Raw genomic sequence first — 18473 nt, 5'->3', positions numbered from 1 at the left:
CCTATCTTAAACTTTCCCCTCCATCTACCTTTAGTACGGTTCCCGTTATCCATTTTGCCTCCTCCGTGGTCAATAAGTACACCGCATTTGCTACATCTTCCGGAGTGGTCAATCTACCTTGGGGATTTCGTTTCAAGGCATTTTGCATCAACTTCTCATACCCGGGAATCATAGCTAATGATTTGGTCTCCGTGATTCCGGCCTGTACGCAGTTTGCCTTTATGCCTATAGGCGCGAATTCAAGGGCAATATTTCGGGTAAGTGCTTCCAAGGCCACTTTGGCTACGGAAACTGCCCCATATCCAGGCATGACTTTGCTATTACCCTCGCTTGTAAATGCGATTATTCGCGAATCCTTCGATAAAAGCTCCCGTTCCACCAATTCCTTGGTCCAGTCATACAGGCTTAAGGCCATGGCTTCAAAGGTAATGTTGATGTCCTCATGCGATAGTGTCGATGCCCCGTCAGCATACATAGGTTTAAGGTTTCCCTTAGCAATGCTATGGATCAGTACCTTTATTTTATGTCCCTCCGGAAGGAGTTCTTCTATATCCGTCAATAATTCTAGACGTTTCTCACTGTTAATGGCATCCTTGTTAAAGGGCTTGAAATGAACACCTTGTGCCAATATTTCCTTGAATTCCGCTTCGATGGACTGCATTTGGGTTCTTCTATCCCTGTGTACGATTATGATGTTGAATTGGTTTGCTGCCAATTTCTTGGCCGTAGCCAGGCCCAAACCATTGCTGCCTCCCAAAATAATCGCCCAATCCCTGCTCATGTTGCTTATTTATAAATTACCACTCCAATAATACTCTTTGTGCCGAAAATCCAGGACCAAAACTCAAGACCATACCCTGTTCACCTGAGGGAAGTTCACGTTCTAGAAATCGTTGTAACACATAAAGAACCGTGACACTACTCATATTACCGAATAACCGTAATACTTCCCGGGTGTCGTCTATGTTTTTGCCCAAAGAACCAAAAAGACCTTCCACGGTCCGGACGATTTTCCGTCCCCCCGGATGAAAAATAAGGTGATTCACTTTTTCAATGCTACTACCGTACTTTGCCAAGAAAGGATGTACAATATCCGGAAAGTAATGGGCTATTGTCTCGGGTACTGTGGGATCCAATACCATTTGAAGCCCACTATTGACCAAGTCAAAACCCATCAGATGTGTGGTATCCCTAAAATGATACATTTCCTCCCCTATGATGGACGGCCCTTGCGCCATTTCCTCGGAGGATAGTAATACACAGGCAGCCCCGTCACCAAAAATAGCCGCACTTACCATATTGGCCATGGAATAATCATTCAGTTGAAAAGTGGCCGTAGGACTTTCTACGGCGACCAAGGCAATTCGTTTATTGGGATTGGATCTTAAAAAATTATGGGCATATATCAATCCTGAAACGCCAGCAGCACAGCCCATTTCCGTTATGGGCAAGCGGATCACATCTTGCCCTAAGCCCAATGCATTGATCAAATAGGCATCCAATGAGGGTATCATAATGCCCGTACAGCTTACGGTGATAATGTAATCCAAGGAGTCCGCAGACCAATCTGCAGTGGCCAATGCCTTTGTAAGTGCTTGCTGGCCTAATTTTTTGGACGCTTCCACATATATCCTGTTCTTTTCCTCAAAGGAAGTGGAAGTAAATACGTCCTTAACCGGCATTATCCCATAGCGTCTATCCACTGCCGCACCTTCAAATATCTTTACCACTTTGCGCTTGAAACGATCATCCTGTTCTTGCAGCCAATCGTTAACAAATGGAATGATTTCCTTGGTCTCGCTGGAATATGGGGGTAAGGCCTTGGATACGGTCACTATTTTGGTTGTATTCATGTAGGCTTTTTCTAATTCTTTATAATCCAACTATACCTAAAGGCCCATCTCCAAGTTATCTCATTTTGTTTCTTAGGCAATAGGTCGGAAAATATTTGCAATTCTTTCTTTTTAAATCCTCTTAAAATAGATACTAGTCCATCATGTTTTGCTGTGGACGTTTTAATAAAAATAACACTAAATGCCTTAAAAAGGTAATAGGCCCACGGACTTCTATGTAAATCATTAATAATAACCCCTAAATGCGCCATTTTAGTAAACCTTTCCAAAAAAATAGGGATTTCTGTATCATTAAAATGATGTAAGGTCAATGTCGTTATGACAATATCTACCTCCATCGATTCCAAGGTAAAAACATCTTGATTTAGATAGGTGATTTCGGGAAAAGTCTTGGATTTTTGTCCGGCAATTTCCAATGCCTGTTCATTGAGGTCAAGTCCAATGAAGTTTACATGTACATTCTTCTTTTTGGCCCTCAAAGCGAGCTTTCTGAGCATATCCCCATCCGAACAACCCACATCCAAAATCGTATACGATTCTTTATGGTTTTCTTGAATCAGCCTAAATATGGCTTCTGATGTAATATGGATTCCCCCTAACAGCCTGTTGACCCGATTAATATCGGCTAAAAGTGCTTCCAGGTCCTTGGTGGTGCCCTGAAAGGTATCCATAAGCTCTTTTTGGGTACTTACGGTGGTACAATCTATCATGGTAAGACCATTTTTCCGTGGGTTTTGGCAATCAAATTGGTTAGTAAGGATTTGGATTGCCCCAAAGTTGAAATACCCCAATGCAATAGTGTTTCATTTAACAATATTTCCTGAAAATAACGTCCGTACCGAAGCCTGTTTTTAAAATGACGGTTCCAAGCACTTCGATAGGCCTCCTCCATATTTTGACGACCCATACTTGACTTGTCAAAAAACCCATGTACACTTTCAGAAACCAGTTTACCGGCATGAATGGCCATGGCCATACCGTTACCGCATAACGGATGAATCAACCCAGCCGTATCACCACACATCAACACATGGTTTACCACCGGCTCCTTTTCTTCAAATGAAATCTGACCAATACTCAATGGAGTTTCAAAGACAGGTTTGGCCGCTTTTAGGAATTGCTTTAAATATGAATTTTTTGAAACCACCTTTTCATTGAAATCCTCTATTCCATCACATGTTTTAAAAATTGGGTAGTTCACTAAATAGCAAAAGTTCACATGACCAGTTTCGGTTTTGGACAGTCCTCCATACCCTCCTTTGAAATTATGGAGCGCCACTAAATCATCCGGAAAATTGGAATTTTTATAGTGTGATTTTATGGCTAACCAATTATTTTTATTTTGTATAAAGGCACGGTCCAAGGTTTTGTCCAGTCCTGATCGTTTTCCATAGGCCCCTATTGCAATGGGTGCGGTTACCTTCCTTTCCCTGCTTGCTACAGTGAACATATGTCCATCAAATCCAATATTCAAAACTTTCTCAAAGTAAAAAGTAACATTCTTGCGTTGTGCGGTTTGATACAATTGGTAGTCCAACGCATACCTACTAATTCCCACACCTCCCATGGGTAATGGACATTCTGCCTTTATTCCCTTACTACTGCTAATTTCAAATCTAGAAATAGTTTTGCCCCCCACGGCCAATAGGTCAATTTCTAAAAAATTCAGGTATGTTAGAATTTCATTGGAAAGGTACTCGCCGCAAACTTTATGGTGTGGATATGGGGTACTTTCAAAAACGGCAATATCATATTCATACCTAGAAAGGGCAATAGCGGCAGTTAAACCCGCCAAGCCACCTCCCACGATTATAATTTGATGTTCGTTCACTTCCTGAAAATACGCAAAGCAAAAAAAATCCCTGCACTTGGCAGGGATTTAATTTTATGGTCTTCAAAAGTATTATCCTTTTGTCTGCCGTACGGCTTCTTCCTTAAGTTCTTCGCTTGCGATAATGGCCAATTCCACCCTACGGTTTTTAGCTTTTCCTTCTACGGTGCTATTATCTCCTACAGGTTGGTTCTCACCATACCATTTGGTGGTAAACCTGGAAGGGTCAATTCCTTTAGTCACCAAATAATTGGTCACAGAAGTAGCCCTTTGTTTGGAAAGGTTCATGTTATATTCGTCAGGACCTGCACTATCAGTATGGCCTTCTACTAAAATATTGGATTTCGGATATTCCTTAAAGATACCTGCCAATTTATCCAAAGTGGTCGCCGAGGTCCCTTTTACATCGGATTTATTAGTGTCAAAATAGACACCGGCATCCTCATTGAAGGTAACATTAATACCTTCTCCTACCCTTTTAACTTCTGCTCCAGGTATTTCTTCTTCAATTCGCTCTGCCTGTCTATCCATTCTATTACCGATGTAACCGCCGGCAGCGCCACCAATGGCCGCACCTAAAATAGCTCCTAGGGCCGTATTGTTCCCATCCCCTACATTATTTCCGATAACACCGCCAATAACGGCACCACCAGCGGCACCTATAACAGCGCCTTTTTGTGTTTTATTGGCATTTTTAACGGTGCTACAGCTCATAACCATGGCCAGGGCCAACACGTAACTTGTATTTTTTATTATTCTTGATTTCATCTTTCTCTATTTTTTATGATTGGGGTTTATTTTTTAGTAAAATTATAGACTACGGTAACAGGTTGTCCATCGACCTGAACATTTGATTTTAGAACCATCATATTCTCTGTCAAGGTTTCAATGTTAAGGCGATACCCAAGACCACCGGAGATATCTTTGTTTCTCTCATCTATAAACTTGAATTGTAACTGGCTAGTGTAGTTTTCCGCTCTTTCCACTACAGACCATCTAATATACCTGTCCCCGCCATTACATAAAGTGGATGGTGCGATGGTATATCTTCCTGTACTATTATTGTCCCTAAAGAACCATTCGCTGCCTTCAAGGCAGATATCCTCCACATCGTTGAACAACACGGCCTTAAAATTACCTGTATTGTTTTCAAAAGAGACATCGTTTAACGCCCAAGTTCCACTAAGCAGGTTTCGTTTGCTTCGGCATCCTTGGAAATGGAACAAGAGGAAAGCATCATTGCCACTACCCCCATAAGAACTATTACTTTTTTCATAAATATCATTGTTTTTAGATTATCCTATATACGATGCCAAGTATACTCTTGGATGTATTATTGGATAATATCAATTCATCTATGACAAAGGTTAGCCAAAGAAATAAAAGTCATTCGCTCGATACCGTTTTTTGTTAACGGAAATACTAAAACGCGACCAAATCCAATAATCCCTGTTCGAATCTGGACTTGGGAAGGTATTGTTTTTCTAAGGATGTATTAAATGGGATGGGGGTATCTAAACTTGCCACACGCTTTATAGGGATCATCTAGGTATTGAAAACAATGTTCAGTTACCAATGCCGATATATCACTTGCCACCCCTCCAAAGAGACTATCCTCCTGTAAAATAAGGAGCTTCCCTGTTTTACGGACTGAAGTGTAAATAGCATCCGTATCTAAAGGCTGTAAAGTTCTTAAATCCAGGAGGTCTGCACCGATTTGAGGATGTTTTTCCAAAGTCTCCAAAGCCCAGTGCACACCGGCACCATAGGTAACTATAGTAATCTCCCCACCCGATTTCAATAGGTTGGCCTGGCCAAAGGGTAACGTGTAATGGTTCACCGGTACATCTTCGTAAATACTACGGTATAGTGCTTTGTGTTCAAAGAAAAGTACCGGATTGGGGTCTTCGATGGCCGTAGCCAATAGCCCTTTTGCATCTGAAGGAAATGCAGGATAGACCACTTTAAGCCCAGGGGTCTTCGTAAACCAGGCCTCATTGGTTTGGGAATGGAACGGACCGGCACCTACCCCGCCCCCGCAAGGCATTCTAATGACGACATCTGCCTTTTCGCCCCATCGGTAATGGCTTTTGGCCAAATAGTTGACAATTGGATTAAAGCCACTACTAGCAAAATCCGCGAACTGCATCTCGACGACCGATTTCATTCCATTTATGGAAAGCCCCATGGCGGTGGATACAATGGCCGATTCGCAAATAGGCGTGTTTCTAACACGTTCCTTACCAAATGCATCTACGAAACCATCGGTAATTTTAAAAACTCCACCGTAGTCGGCCACATCCTGACCCATAATGACCAAGTTGTCATATTTCTCCATGGCGGATTTAAGACCTTGTGAAATGGCATCGACGAAGCGAATATTTCTCTTGTGAATTAAAGGTTTAACCTCTTTATAATCAAAATTTTGATACACATCACCTAATTCATTACTTAAATTTGGAGTAATGGATCTCTCTTCGAAGGCCTGTTTTAGATTCTCATCTATTTCCTGGAGTATTTCTTCTTTGTACGATGCATCAAGAGTGTCACTCAATACTCCGGATGTTCTTAGGTATTTGGCATAGTTGTCCGAGAGGATCTTTTGAGGCCCAAGCCTCCATCAATTCCTCCGGAACATATTTGGTTCCACTGGCTTCTTCATGCCCACGCATTCGAAACGTCTTAAATTCCAACAAGACGGGTCGCGGATGTTGTCTTATATCGATACAAATGTCATTTACCTTGGTAAATACCTCCAAGATATTATTGCCATCAATTATATGGGATTCCATGCCATAACCAATTCCCTTATCCGCAATATGCTCACATTTATACTGTTCATTGGTGGGTGTGGATAAACCATAACCATTGTTTTCTACGCAAAAGATTACCGGTAAATCCCAAACGGCCGCAACATTCAATGCCTCGTGAAAATCCCCTTCACTTGTCGCTCCTTCACCGGTAAATACGGCAGTAACCTTTTGTTCCTTTCTTAGTTTGTGAGCAAGAGCAATGCCATCTGCCACCCCCATTTGTGCATCCAAGATGGGAGATCATGCCTATTATTTTGAATTCTTGGGTACCAAAATGAAAACTTCGAGTCCCTACCTTTGGTAAAACCTCCCATTTTTCCCTGCCATTGCGAAAAAAGTCTATGTAAGGGAATATTGCGGGTCGTAAATACGCCCAAATTACGGTGCATAGGCAAAATATACTCATCGGTTTCCAATGCAGTGGCAACACCCACCGAAATGGCCTCCTGCCCAATTCCACTAAACCATTTGGAAATTTTACCTTGTCGCAATAAAATCAACATTTTTTCCTCGATCATTCGAGGTTTTAACATGGATCGGTATAGCGCTAACTTCAATTCATCATCTACCTGAAAACCTTTAAAATCCATAGAGGGAATAGTTGTTTTATTTAGGGTTTAAATGTAACAAAAAACACATTACATTGTTATGTTTACAACACTTCTGATCTGATCAAGAATTTGTAGCTTTGTCAAATATTGCTAATAATTTAGTTATGAGTTTAGTACCCAGTGTTGATTTAAAGGATTTTATATCGGGCGACCCTGAAAGAAAACAAAAGTTTGTAAAGGAAATTGGGGAAGCTTTTGAAAATATAGGTTTTGTGGCATTAAGAGGCCATTTTCTATCCGATGAGTTGGTAGATAGTCTTTATTCGGAAATTAAAAAATTCTTTAACCTTCCGCAGGAGATCAAAGACAAATATGAAATTGAAGGAATTGGCGGGCAAAGGGGCTACACTTCTTTTGGCAAGGAACACGCCAAGGGCCGTAAAGAGGGTGATTTAAAGGAGTTTTGGCATTTTGGTCAGTATGTGGAGGACAACCCAAAATTGAAGGAGGAATATCCGGATAATGTAACGGTAGATGAACTCCCCAAATTCAACGAGGTTGGAAAGGAGACCTATAAAATGCTCGAAAAAACGGCAAAATATGTGTTGCGCGCCCTTGCTATTCACTTGGATTTAAAAGAGAACTATTTCGATGAATTCATAAAAAACGGAAACTCGATTTTAAGGCCTATCCATTATCCCCCCATTACTTCGGAGCCTAAAAATGCCGTAAGAGCCGCCGCTCACGGGGACATTAACCTAATTACCCTATTGATGGGAGCCCATGGAAAGGGGCTTCAGGTTCAAAACCACAAAGGTGAATGGGTAGATGCCATTGCCCAACCTGATGAGCTAATGATTAACGTTGGGGATATGCTCTCCAGGCTGTCCAACAACAAACTTTTGTCCACGATTCACCAAGTGGTGAATCCTCCAAGGGAATTGTGGGGCACTTCCCGTTATTCCGTTCCTTTTTTTATGCATCCCATTAGTGAGATGTCCCTGAATTGCTTGGAAAACTGTATCGATGAGGAGCATCCTAAACGCTATGAGGACATTACGGCTGGTGAATTCCTGCATGAGCGCTTGATAGAATTGGGACTGATTAAAAAATAATTATGGATTTAAAAGATCAGCTTAAAAACTTATTTCCGACCACGAACCGGAAGAAACCCCGGAAGAAGTAACGAAGAGCGATATTTGGCTTCAGGAAACCCCAATGATCTGTAAATATGAAAAAAGAAAAGGAAAGCCCATCACTATTATTGAAGGGTATACCGGGGCGGACAGTGACTTCAAGAAATTGGCCAAGGAATTAAAAACAAGGCTTAGTGTGGGCGGAAGTTTTAAAAATGACCAAATCATCATACAGGGTGATTATAGGGATAAAATAATGGACATTCTCAAAGAAAAGGGCTTCAATGTTAAAAGAGTTGGAGGATAAAAACCCTTTATAATGTAGGATTGGAAAAAGGGTTGCGTCTTTTTCTGTTAAATTCTTTTGTTTTTTTACATTAAACCTTACTTTTAATCGCTTAACATAAACCTTACATCGGAAATGAGTTCCCTTCTGCACATTACGAACGGAGACGCTTTCACCGACCGTCTCAAAAAGTTAAATATAAAAGGAGATATCATTACATGGCGGGAAATGCTGTGTGAGGGAAAAACACTCACGACCGTAGGTAGTGAGTCTTTCCGGAAAACAAGGTTTGAGTTCTTGCACAAAAATTATAAGGTTTCCAAATCCTGGTTTATAGAAAAAACACTAAAGGAATACCGTTCCCTCTGTAACCATAAGCAGCAGGATCAAATTGTGCTTTGGTTTGAGTATGACCTTTTTTGCCAAGTAAACATGTTGGCCGTTATAAGTTGGCTCCTTACCAATAGAAGATATGCGGAAATTTCATTGGTGTGCAGCGGTAAAGAGGATGAATCCGATAGGTTATATGCGCTAAATGAACTTTCTGACGAACAACTTTTAAAGTTATATGATAACAAAGTAGTCTTGAATCAGGACGATGTGGAATATGCCGATTACGTATGGCAACTGTACTGCAGTAACAATCCGATTCGATTGGAAAACCTTACGGATTTCAATGATTACAACTTTGCTTATTTGGGGGATGCCGTAAAGACCCATTTAAAACGATTTCCCAGTATTGCCAATGGCTTGAACGAAATGGAAAATAATATTCTCCAATTGGCCATTGATAAAAAACCGAAATCCAAAGGCGAGTTTTTAAGTACCATTCTAAAAAACCAAGGAAATCTAGGTTTTGGTGATTCTCAATATGAAAGGGCGCTACAACGTCTTAAACCACTATTTACCTCCTTGAACCCTGTGAGGTTAACAAAAAAAGGAAAGGATATCCTTGATGGGCAAACTAGTTATTATTCTTGCATTCAGGATAATGATGTGTATTTGGGTGGTGCCTTAAAATATGATTTCCTGTACAATACAGATTCCAAAAGGATATTAAAACTCTAGAATGCACCTAAGCCCTTCCGAGCTTATACTAAATGCCGACGGCAGCATTTACCATCTCAATCTATTACCAGAAGACATTGCAGAAACCATTATTACCGTGGGCGACCCGGATCGCGTATCTGAGGTGTCCAATCATTTCGATTCAATAGAAATAAAGAAGGCGAAAAGGGAGTTTGTGACTCACACTGGGGTTTTAAACGGGAAACGAATCAGTGTTATTTCCACAGGAATAGGAACTGATAATATTGATATCGTTTTAAACGAGTTAGACGCCCTTGTTAATATAGATTTTAACACAAGAAAGGTTCGTAAAAATCGTATACGATTAAAAATAATCAGGATTGGAACTTCGGGGCAATACAGGCCGATATTCCCATCGATTCTTGGATATTGACGGAGCTTGCGGTAGGTTTCGACGGGCTACTTCATTTTTATAACAACGATTTGAATGGCTTTGGAGAAATGGAGGAAGAATTTATACGTCAGACCAATTGGTCACCCAAAAAGTCAAGACCCTATATCGTGGAATGTGACAAGGAATTGGCGGATATTTTCAGTTTAAATCGTATACGATTAGGTGTAACAACAACAAATACAGGATTTTATGCATCCCAGGGAAGGAGTCTTAGGCTCATGCCCAGTGTGAATCAATTTACAAAGTGTATCACGGACTTTCGCTACGATGGTAAGGTGATTACCAACTTGGAAATGGAAACATCTCGGTATTTATGCCCTTTCCAATTTGTTGGGTCATCAGGCTGTTTCCCTTAATTGTATTTTAGCCAATCGCGTTACCGAGGAATTTTCCAAAAATCCGAAGCTTCAGTACAAGAACTGATTAAATTTACGCTCCGAGAAAATAGCTGCAAATTGAAAAAAGTCAAAATAATAGGTGTTCCGGAACATTTTAATCTACCATGGCATTTGGCCATAGAGGAAGGGGCCTTTGAACAGCGTGGAATTGACCTACAATGGGAAGATATTCCTGAGGGCACTGGAAAGATGTGTCAAATGTTGGCCGAAGGGGAATCTGATTTGGCCATTATTCTTACCGAAGGTATCGTTAAAAGTATAACAGAAGGAAACCCGGTCAAAATTATCCAGGAATATATTGCTTCTCCACTGCTCTGGGGAGTTCATGTAGGTTTTAAAAGCAATTTTAAGAAATTAAGCGATTTAAAGGGTGCTAGGGCGGCCATTAGCAGATATGGAAGTGGAAGTCATTTAATGGCCTATGTGCAGGCCCGTAATGAGGGCTGGGACCCTGATGTACTGCGATTCGAGGTCATAAACAATCTCGACGGTGCCGTTCTGAGCCTTACTGAAGGCAGTGCCGACTATTTTATGTGGGAACACTTTACCACAAAACCACTGGTAGATAAGGGTATATTTAGAAGATTGGGAGATTGTCCAACACCTTGGCCCTGTTTTATGCTGGTTGCTACGCATAAATTCTTGGAACAATCCCCAAATCTTATCGATCATGTAAAGGAAATCATCGATCTCTACACCTCGGAATTTAAAAGTATCCCCAGTATTGACCGTACCCTTGCTAATAGATATGGTCAAAAATTGGAGGATATTCAAGAATGGTTGTCCAAAACGGCATGGAGCCAAAAACAACTTTCCCCCAACACTTTGGAAAATGTATTGGAAACCTTGTTAAAACTAAAACTTATTGACAATAAATTACCGGTAGAAAGTTATTTGGCCCTGGACTAAACTACTTGCTCCAAGCTGAAGTGCTTAGCGATCAGTTTTTTAAATGTGCTGTCAGATAATGGTTTTTGGGCGTAATCCATGATGTAAGGATTGGCCTCTGCCCTATCCCTATCTTCCTGGTTATCGCTAACGGTGACCAAAACTATTACCAATTGTTCCTTTAGTTCCTCGGGAACCTGTTCCTCATACATTCGCATGAATTCCCAACCATCCTTTATTGGCATTCTAAGATCTAACATGACCATGCAAGGCAGAGATAACTTTTCTAGCCCTTTCTCCAATATGAAATCTAGTCCTTCTTGACCGTTCAGGGCGGTATTTATTTCAATATCAAGGCCTAATTTATTTATGAATATCGAATGAAGAAAATTGCTCGATTCATCATCATCAATCAACAGGATAGAGTGTATGTTTTCAAACTTTTTCATAGTTAGGGGGAGTTTACTTTAGGTTAATTAAGAATTTTCTATGTAAATACTACAAATTTTACTTACACATACAACTTACCATTGAATCGTTTTATTGTACCATTGGGATAATAATTTATTACAACTTGAAAAATGACGGTTTCCAAACCAATACCCCCTATTGGCACTTAGTGGCGACGGATGCCCCGATGTCAAGACATGATGTCTTTTGGAATCGATCAATGTCATTTTTTCTTGGCGTAGCCACCCCATAGCAAAAACACAATATGCTCCTTTTTGTTGGACAAGGTTTTAATGACGGCATCCGTAAATGTTTCCCATCCTTTACCCTGATGACTGCCCGCTTGGTGGGCTCGTACAGTTAATGCTGCATTCAATAAGAGTACTCCTTGATCGGCCCATCTCTCCGGATTTCCGCTTTTTGGATAAGGCTGTTGTAAATCGTTTTCGATTTCCTTGAAAATATTAACTAAAGAAGGAGGATGCGGAATTCCATCCTTGACGGAAAAACATAGGCCATTGGCTTGACCAGGACCATGATAGGGGTCTTGGCCCAGTATTACAACCTTGGTATTTTCAAAGGTACAATGGTCAAATGCCGCAAATATGTCGCTTCCCTTGGGATAACAAGTATGTTGGGAGTATTCCTCCTTTACAAATTGAATCAATTCCGTGAAATACGGCTTCTCAAATTCCGGCTTTAGTTGAGACTTCCAACCCGATTCCATTCGTACATTCATAATTCTAATTGTCTTTTTTGACAAAGCTAGTTTTAATACAGTGAATCGCAAACCTAAATGAAGGTACTCCTTGTATTTATGGGCCTTAGGAATTATATACTTGACAAAAAGGCATAAAATCCTTACATTTTATATCCATTAATACCTGGTTTGTTATGAAGAAAAACTTTATTTTGAAAACGGTGTTAATAACGGTTATTGTCGTTTTCTATTCATTTCGATTATCGGGCCAAACTTTATATGCCCTTAAGATAGATGGTAAGATACGCTCGGAGGCAGTGGATATTACTGCAAAATACCAGCCTCGTTTGGTCATGGGGACAGAACAGGCCTTGGAATTTCAAGGAACAATTGCCAAATTTTTAGTGAAGAAAAAGGCGATTGAAAACGATGACTCCCTTTCCCCAATGGCGAAATACGAACTATTTAAGCAGCTTTCAAGCAAAGAGACCATGGATATGGCAGACGTTTTGGAATCCTACCGACTCAGGGAATATATCCGTATAAAGCCTCAAATACAACCAATCTTAAAACCAACTAGGGAACAACAGGATATTTGGGCAGCAACTTCGGAGGCCCATTAAATTGTCTTGATTTTAATTAGGATTCGGAATTCCATGGTACCCAAACGTCATTATGGAGCCATTTCACGGGAAATGGATATCTGACAATTTATTGAAATATGTCAGCAGAAAGTATTTATAGGATTCAGTCCAAGGAGCCTATTTCCGGATATTGTTGCTGAAGCAATATATTCTTTGTTTGTCGGCTTTTGAGGATCTTCAAATATTCTTCGTTTAAAGGTCTTCTTTTTAATTCAATAGATTTTAATGTCCATTCAACGGCTGCCTCTACATCTCCCTGATACTCGTTTAAAACGGCAAGGTTGTAACTTGCCTTGCTGCCAAGATCCGTATTTTCATCCATAACCAAAGGCTTCAATCTGTTTTTAGCTTCGGCTATTTGTCCCTCTTGAATTAATACGTGGGCCTCATTGAGCCCTTTGTCTCCTTTCACAAAATATTCCCTCAGTACTTGTTGTTCATAGGGCAACAGCCTCTGTCCATAAGCCACACCCGTATTTTTGCTGAAGTCCAAGGCACTCTGTCTCCGGCCGCCTAAATTATTGAAGGCTTCTGTTAAGTCCTTTCCTTGTGATGATGTTATTAGCTGGTCATTGGTTACTATTTCATCGATTATTTCCTTTTTGTTGGGATCAAAAATTCTCCAGCCATTTTCAATGAGGGTTTCCATGGTGATTTCCTGTCCTTTTACCCGCTGTTGCGTTCGCATGAGATCCGTCTCCGTAATAGTGGCCTTTCTAACCGTTAGTCTGGTGTCTACATCGAAATGCGCCAGCGCAAATATGGCATCCACCTTGTTTTCTTTGCACAATTCACCAATTTTGTTCCAAGTAGCCTGATCCAACTGCACCGATCCTAAGCTTTTGGCGATATCCGACCTATCAATGAGTTTGACCCCTTGAAATCTTCTGTCTTTAGAAAGGGCGTCCAGTAAACCTTCAATACTGGCTTCTGTTCCATTAACACTGAGCCATTGTTCATCACTTGCGGCCACAGCGTCAAGGTTACTTTGGCCCTCCAATTTTACCAATGATTGTTCCGTAGCATCAATGATACCAATAGTTTTGATTTCATTAGTTAGGGTTACCGGTGAAGGTTCTTTGAAAGTTATGGCCACTTCTTTGGTGGTAGAGCACCCTACCCCTAAAATCGTGAGTGTAAAAACTATCAAAACTTGGGAAATATATTTCATATTCTTACTGCTATTTTGATTTCCGAATAAGGTAACAGACTGAAAATCTTTTCTCTATAACAAAAAAATAGGCGCAATATTGTGTTTTTCATCGAACAGGGCTCTGATATAGGCAACTACAGCACGTATTTCCTATATTCGAGGCAATAATTACCTTTGCGGCGATTTAAACCTATTTTGTGGCTCAGATTCATCCTAAAACGCTTCAAGACCTTGAATTCCCTAAAGTGTTACAGCAGATTTCCGCACGCTGCAATACTCCGTTGGGCAAAGAATCGGCATTGGAAATAATACCTTACGGGACTGAAGCCCGGATGGAGCATTCCCTAGGATTGACCTCCGAATACTTATCATCATTGATTAGTGAGAATAGCATACCCAACCATGGTTTTGACGGCATCAACGGTGAGCTGAGACTTTTGAAAATCGAAAACACTACGTTAGAACTACAGGGGTTTAAACGTATCGCCAGTATCTGCGATACCGTGCTGACCCATCAAAAGTTTTTCAAAAAGTTTCAGGAATATTATCCCCTTTTACATAATGTCGCCTCGGAACTGGAACCTAATAAGGAAATTCCGGACCTTGTGAACAACGTCATTGACCGCTTTGGAGAAGTAAAGGACAATGCTTCAGAAAACCTATTGCGCATACGGAGACAAATAAATCAGGTACGGGGAAAGATAAGTCAAAGCTTCAGTGCAGCCTTGGGAACCTATCAATCTTCTGATTATTTGGATGAAATCAGGGAATCTGTGGTTGACAACAGGAGAGTGTTGGCGGTAAAGGCCATGTATCGGAAAAAAGTACGTGGAGCGGTCATGGGTACATCCAAAACGGGAAGTATTGTCTACATAGAACCGGAGGCCGCCTTGAAATACAGTAGGGAACTTAATAATCTTGAATTTGACGAAAAGGAAGAAATACAACGCATATTAAACCAGCTAACAAATCAGATAAGACCATTTAGAGCGCTTTTAAGCGATTATCAGGATTATTTGACACAGGTAGACGTTACAGCGGCAAAAGCGAAGTACGCACAAGATATCAATGCTCTAAAGCCTTCATTGAACAATACTAGAAGGATGTTCTTAAGGGATGCCTATCATCCTCTACTTTTTCTGAGCAATTTGAGAAAGGGGGAAAAAACCTTTCCACAGACCATAGAGTTGCATCCGGAGAACCGAATCATAGTGATTTCTGATCCAAATGCCGGGGGGAAAAGTATCACCTTAAAAACTATAGGACTTTTGCAGGTTATGCTTCAAAGTGGATTATTGATTCCGGTGCATGAACGTAGCGAAGTCTGCTTTTTCCAAAAGATATTGACGGATATTGGAGATAACCAATCCATTGAAAATCATTTAAGTACGTACAGTTATCGGCTTAAAAACATGAATCAATTTTTGAAACGATGCAACGATAGGACATTGTTCTTAATAGATGAATTTGGAACTGGAAGTGACCCTGAATTGGGCGGGGCCTTGGCGGAGACCTTTTTGGAGGTGTTCTATGAACGTGGTTCCTATGGAGTGATTACCACCCACTATGCCAATTTAAAGGCCCTTGCGAATGAACTGCCACATGCGACCAATGCGAATATGCTTTTTGACAGCAAGACCCTGGAACCTACCTTTCAATTGATCTTAGGGCAGGCTGGAAGTTCCTTTACTTTTGAAGTTGCTCAAAAAAACGGTATCCCCTACTCGCTCATCAACAAGGCCAAAAAGAAAATTGAGCGTGGAAAGGTTCGGTTTGATGCCACCATCGCCAAATTGCAAAAGGAACGAAATAAAATGGCCGAAACAGGTTCCAAACTCAAGGAAGAGGAAAACAAGGCACGTGAAGAAGCGGAACGGTTGGAAAAATTAAATGCCAAGATAAAGTCGAAACTTGAGAATTACCAAGAATTGTATGACCATGACCAGCGAATGATTCAGTTGGGCAACAAAGTCAATATTGCTGCGGACAAATATTTTCAAAACAACAAGAAGCGACCATTGATTTCCGAGTTACTTAGGATTGTAGAGACCGAAAACAGCAAACGCAAGAAAAAGTCGGCAGCGGAAGCAAAAAAGGAACGGGCCAAAAAGGCCGAGGTGGCCCAAGAAGTACAAAAAGAGGTCGAGGTTATCCGCGAAAAGAAGAAGGTTGAAAAGAAAAAATCTATTCAAAAGGAGAAAAACAAACCACGACCCATTTTTAAGGTTGGAGATCGAGTTCGAATGTTGGATGGAAAGGCAGTTGGCACGATTGATTCCCTGGAAAAAGGAAAGGCAATAGTAAATTATGGAATGTTTACTACCAATGTAAGTATTGACCAGTTAGATTTGGTTGAAAAATCAAAATAGACATTGATTTTCAAACGAATACATTTTATCATATACGATTTTAGTAGTCAAAATTTGCATCTGTCCATACAAAAACAGCCGGCATCAAGTTGTTGAATCCCAACTTGAGAGGCCGACTGCATTTCTCAAAACATAAACGCTAATTACAACTAACAGATCGTATGGTATATTCCGTACAGATTCCCAAGAAGGATTTGGAGCAATAGGCTTCATAGCATTTTTCGCTACTTATATACCCCGGATTGTACTCTCCCATGGTTTTCCATACAAGATCCCAAAATTCAAATTGAATATGAACATCATGTGCTCCGTTCGGAGGGGCCATATTGAAGAATATGTTGTTCTTGTCGACCTTTTCCCAACTGGTCTGTTTTGTCGTTTGAGTTCCTTTTTCTTTATATGAAAATCTAAACCGGACATCCACTCCGATTGTTTTTTTCAATCTGGCATTTTTATGTACATAGGAATATTTTTGGCATTCTTCAATCCTGTAATCCGTATTATATCCCATTTTTGCAACACGATTGTCCTTTAAATACTTAACTGTATATGCTATAGGAGCTCCTGGATTATCTCTACTATAAAGGGCTCCCTCATTAATTACATAGTTAAGCCCGCCTGAGGATGCCACATCACTTCCCGTAATTACGCGTGAAGCCACTTCGGCATTTCCTCCAATGGTTACCACGTTGATGGTGGATTGTTCCAAAATCGATTTGTATTTAGCCTCTACATCCGCATTAACGTCTTTCCCAATACTGGCGTACTCCAAGGCGGCATCTAATTCTACACTTGTTTCCGTACTGGTGGTTTCCATACGTACCATAATTATTCTACCGTATTGTACGGAACTTACATAGGCTGGAGGTGTGTCCGAGTTCATTAAGGATTGAACTCTGTTAAGGTCTACTGAACTTCCAAAAACGTCTGCAGGCGAATCCGGGGTAACCATGGTTACTTCATAGAAGACCTGTCTGTAAAGTATGGCCGCTACCCTTTTTTGTGAGGTACTACTGTAACTGAATTGTGATTCAAACGAGGAACCACTTGCCCACTCTACGCCTACTCCCAAGTCTAAACTCATCTGTTGGGACGTATACGCCGTCGTTGACTCATAGTAGGCGTTGGAAGCAATTTCATATCCTTGGGGAGCAATTTCACTATTCCAGTACTCTAATCCGTCATCCAACGCTGTTTGGACGGTTCCATAATTCGGTTTATCAACGTTTAAAGTACCTTTTTCACCAATCCCTGGAAGGTCTAGCCGTAATTGCATGGCGGCCCGGTCAATTTGTAACGGTTGTGGGGAACCATCCAACATCTGATTATTTCCTATTACCAAGGCCCCAGGATAAACCACACCCAAAGTTGGGTCGAAAATAGCTACATCCTCAAAATTGGAACGAATGTCATACTCGTTGGTCCTACATTCGGTTACTTCGCCCAAACTATTGCTTGAATTGTTGCTCACCACCCGGGTTTCTGATCCAGGTGTGCTTTGAACATTTAAAAGAGCATCGGGATCATAGGATAGTCTAGCGATATATGCGTTAATACTATCGGCCTCTACGCCACTCACGCCTTCATTTTTCTCCGGGCCATCAATGGTGTCCTTGCTACAAGAACTGATTGCTAATAAAAGAATGGCCAACGTTAAGGACATTCCGTTCATGTTTTTAAAATTGATTGTTTTCATAATTTTACGGTTTATTGGATTCAACACCACCGAAATTATCACGAAATCAGGCCCTTACCTAAAATTGTCCATGGACAAAAGATGGACATCTTTATGAGAGATTGTAAATTTTGGATATGGACATTTAAAATAGTCCTATTCAAAATATTTATTTAAAATACTGTAAATCAGTAATTTAAATTAAATTTCAATTTTTGAATTTTGTCAAAAATCATGGACAAA

Annotated in this window: 14 protein-coding genes and 4 pseudogenes; 7 read left to right on the top strand and 11 right to left on the bottom strand. The window is 40.6% G+C overall.

Features of this window, described 5'->3' with window-relative positions; genetic code table 11:
* Nucleotide 1: 1 nt before the first annotated feature.
* From NYZ99_RS09915 to NYZ99_RS09885, 7 genes and pseudogenes are all read right to left on the bottom strand, one after another.
* The gene (locus NYZ99_RS09915; RefSeq protein ID WP_260575103.1) at nucleotides 2-781 is read right to left on the bottom strand and encodes an SDR family oxidoreductase; all 780 of its coding nucleotides are present in this window, start codon (nucleotides 779-781) and stop codon (nucleotides 2-4) included.
* A gap of 16 nt (nucleotides 782-797) precedes the next feature.
* Entirely contained in the window at nucleotides 798-1853 is a 1056-nt protein-coding gene (locus tag NYZ99_RS09910) for a type III polyketide synthase (protein WP_260575102.1), read from the bottom strand.
* 11 nt (nucleotides 1854-1864) lie between these two features.
* Nucleotides 1865-2563 carry a methyltransferase domain-containing protein gene (locus tag NYZ99_RS09905; protein WP_260575101.1) on the bottom strand — a complete coding sequence of 233 codons (699 nt, stop codon included), beginning with the start codon at nucleotides 2561-2563 and terminating at the stop codon, nucleotides 1865-1867.
* The gene (locus tag NYZ99_RS09900) at nucleotides 2560-3684 is read right to left on the bottom strand and encodes an NAD(P)/FAD-dependent oxidoreductase (protein WP_260575100.1); all 1125 of its coding nucleotides are present in this window, start codon (nucleotides 3682-3684) and stop codon (nucleotides 2560-2562) included. Before NYZ99_RS09900 ends, NYZ99_RS09905 begins: the two co-directional genes overlap by 4 nt.
* A gap of 72 nt (nucleotides 3685-3756) precedes the next feature.
* On the bottom strand, nucleotides 3757-4452 hold the full coding sequence (locus NYZ99_RS09895) for a YiaD family glycine zipper/OmpA-like lipoprotein (RefSeq protein WP_260575099.1): 696 nt from the start codon (nucleotides 4450-4452) through the stop codon (nucleotides 3757-3759).
* A 26-nt stretch (nucleotides 4453-4478) separates the two neighbouring features.
* Complete coding sequence (locus tag NYZ99_RS09890) at nucleotides 4479-4910, bottom strand: lipocalin family protein (protein WP_260575098.1); 432 nt, start codon at nucleotides 4908-4910, stop codon at nucleotides 4479-4481.
* A 196-nt stretch (nucleotides 4911-5106) separates the two neighbouring features.
* A pseudogene (locus NYZ99_RS09885) lies at nucleotides 5107-7087 on the bottom strand (alpha-ketoacid dehydrogenase subunit alpha/beta).
* 125 nt (nucleotides 7088-7212) lie between these two features.
* Here NYZ99_RS09885 and NYZ99_RS09880 point away from each other — a divergent pair.
* From NYZ99_RS09880 to NYZ99_RS09860, 5 genes and pseudogenes are all read left to right on the top strand, one after another.
* The gene (locus NYZ99_RS09880) at nucleotides 7213-8163 is read left to right on the top strand and encodes an isopenicillin N synthase family dioxygenase (protein WP_260575097.1); all 951 of its coding nucleotides are present in this window, start codon (nucleotides 7213-7215) and stop codon (nucleotides 8161-8163) included.
* A gap of 2 nt (nucleotides 8164-8165) precedes the next feature.
* Nucleotides 8166-8491, top strand: a pseudogene (locus NYZ99_RS09875) (translation initiation factor).
* Between the two features lie 114 nt (nucleotides 8492-8605).
* Nucleotides 8606-9538, top strand: coding sequence for a DUF1835 domain-containing protein (locus NYZ99_RS09870; RefSeq protein WP_260575096.1), 933 nt, complete (start codon nucleotides 8606-8608; stop codon nucleotides 9536-9538).
* A gap of 1 nt (nucleotide 9539) precedes the next feature.
* A pseudogene (locus tag NYZ99_RS09865) lies at nucleotides 9540-10396 on the top strand (nucleoside phosphorylase); the annotation flags it as partial.
* A 12-nt stretch (nucleotides 10397-10408) separates the two neighbouring features.
* The gene (locus tag NYZ99_RS09860; protein WP_260575095.1) at nucleotides 10409-11260 is read left to right on the top strand and encodes a substrate-binding domain-containing protein; all 852 of its coding nucleotides are present in this window, start codon (nucleotides 10409-10411) and stop codon (nucleotides 11258-11260) included.
* Here NYZ99_RS09860 and NYZ99_RS09855 read toward each other — a convergent pair.
* Nucleotides 11257-11688, bottom strand: coding sequence for a response regulator (locus NYZ99_RS09855; protein WP_260575094.1), 432 nt, complete (start codon nucleotides 11686-11688; stop codon nucleotides 11257-11259). The two genes, NYZ99_RS09860 and NYZ99_RS09855, sit on opposite strands and share 4 nt — an antisense overlap.
* 75 nt (nucleotides 11689-11763) lie before the next feature.
* Nucleotides 11764-12428 (bottom strand): annotated as a pseudogene (locus NYZ99_RS09850) (uracil-DNA glycosylase).
* Nucleotides 12429-12601: 173 nt separating this feature from the next.
* Here NYZ99_RS09850 and NYZ99_RS09845 point away from each other — a divergent pair.
* The gene (locus tag NYZ99_RS09845) at nucleotides 12602-13012 is read left to right on the top strand and encodes a hypothetical protein (RefSeq protein WP_260575093.1); all 411 of its coding nucleotides are present in this window, start codon (nucleotides 12602-12604) and stop codon (nucleotides 13010-13012) included.
* Nucleotides 13013-13136: 124 nt separating this feature from the next.
* Here NYZ99_RS09845 and NYZ99_RS09840 read toward each other — a convergent pair whose 3' ends face one another.
* Nucleotides 13137-14204 (bottom strand): tetratricopeptide repeat protein, encoded by a 1068-nt coding sequence (locus tag NYZ99_RS09840; protein WP_260575092.1) that lies wholly within the window; start codon nucleotides 14202-14204, stop codon nucleotides 13137-13139.
* Nucleotides 14205-14383: 179 nt separating this feature from the next.
* On the opposite strand from NYZ99_RS09840, the gene NYZ99_RS09835 reads away from it, so the two are divergent.
* Nucleotides 14384-16555 carry an endonuclease MutS2 gene (locus NYZ99_RS09835; protein WP_260575091.1) on the top strand — a complete coding sequence of 724 codons (2172 nt, stop codon included), beginning with the start codon at nucleotides 14384-14386 and terminating at the stop codon, nucleotides 16553-16555.
* A gap of 139 nt (nucleotides 16556-16694) precedes the next feature.
* On the opposite strand, the gene NYZ99_RS09830 is transcribed toward NYZ99_RS09835, so the two are convergent.
* Entirely contained in the window at nucleotides 16695-18251 is a 1557-nt protein-coding gene (locus tag NYZ99_RS09830; RefSeq protein WP_260575090.1) for a thiol-activated cytolysin family protein, read from the bottom strand.
* Between the last annotated feature and the right edge of the window lie 222 nt (nucleotides 18252-18473).

The sequence above is a fragment of the Maribacter litopenaei genome (genome assembly GCF_025244665.1).
GTDB lineage: Bacteria > Bacteroidota > Bacteroidia > Flavobacteriales > Flavobacteriaceae > Maribacter > Maribacter litopenaei.
This window is presented reverse-complemented; position numbering and strand designations above follow the sequence as displayed.

Coding starts and splice junctions, on each gene's coding strand:
- NYZ99_RS09895 (WP_260575099.1), bottom strand. CDS start 4,452: ATGAAATCAAGAATAATAAAAAATACAAGTTACGTGTTGGCCCTGGCC.
- NYZ99_RS09870 (WP_260575096.1), top strand. CDS start 8,606: ATGAGTTCCCTTCTGCACATTACGAACGGAGACGCTTTCACCGACCGT.
- NYZ99_RS09840 (WP_260575092.1), bottom strand. CDS start 14,204: ATGAAATATATTTCCCAAGTTTTGATAGTTTTTACACTCACGATTTTA.
- NYZ99_RS09830 (WP_260575090.1), bottom strand. CDS start 18,251: ATGAAAACAATCAATTTTAAAAACATGAACGGAATGTCCTTAACGTTG.
- NYZ99_RS09855 (WP_260575094.1), bottom strand. CDS start 11,688: ATGAAAAAGTTTGAAAACATACACTCTATCCTGTTGATTGATGATGAT.
- NYZ99_RS09880 (WP_260575097.1), top strand. CDS start 7,213: ATGAGTTTAGTACCCAGTGTTGATTTAAAGGATTTTATATCGGGCGAC.
- NYZ99_RS09905 (WP_260575101.1), bottom strand. CDS start 2,563: ATGATAGATTGTACCACCGTAAGTACCCAAAAAGAGCTTATGGATACC.
- NYZ99_RS09915 (WP_260575103.1), bottom strand. CDS start 781: ATGAGCAGGGATTGGGCGATTATTTTGGGAGGCAGCAATGGTTTGGGC.
- NYZ99_RS09910 (WP_260575102.1), bottom strand. CDS start 1,853: ATGAATACAACCAAAATAGTGACCGTATCCAAGGCCTTACCCCCATAT.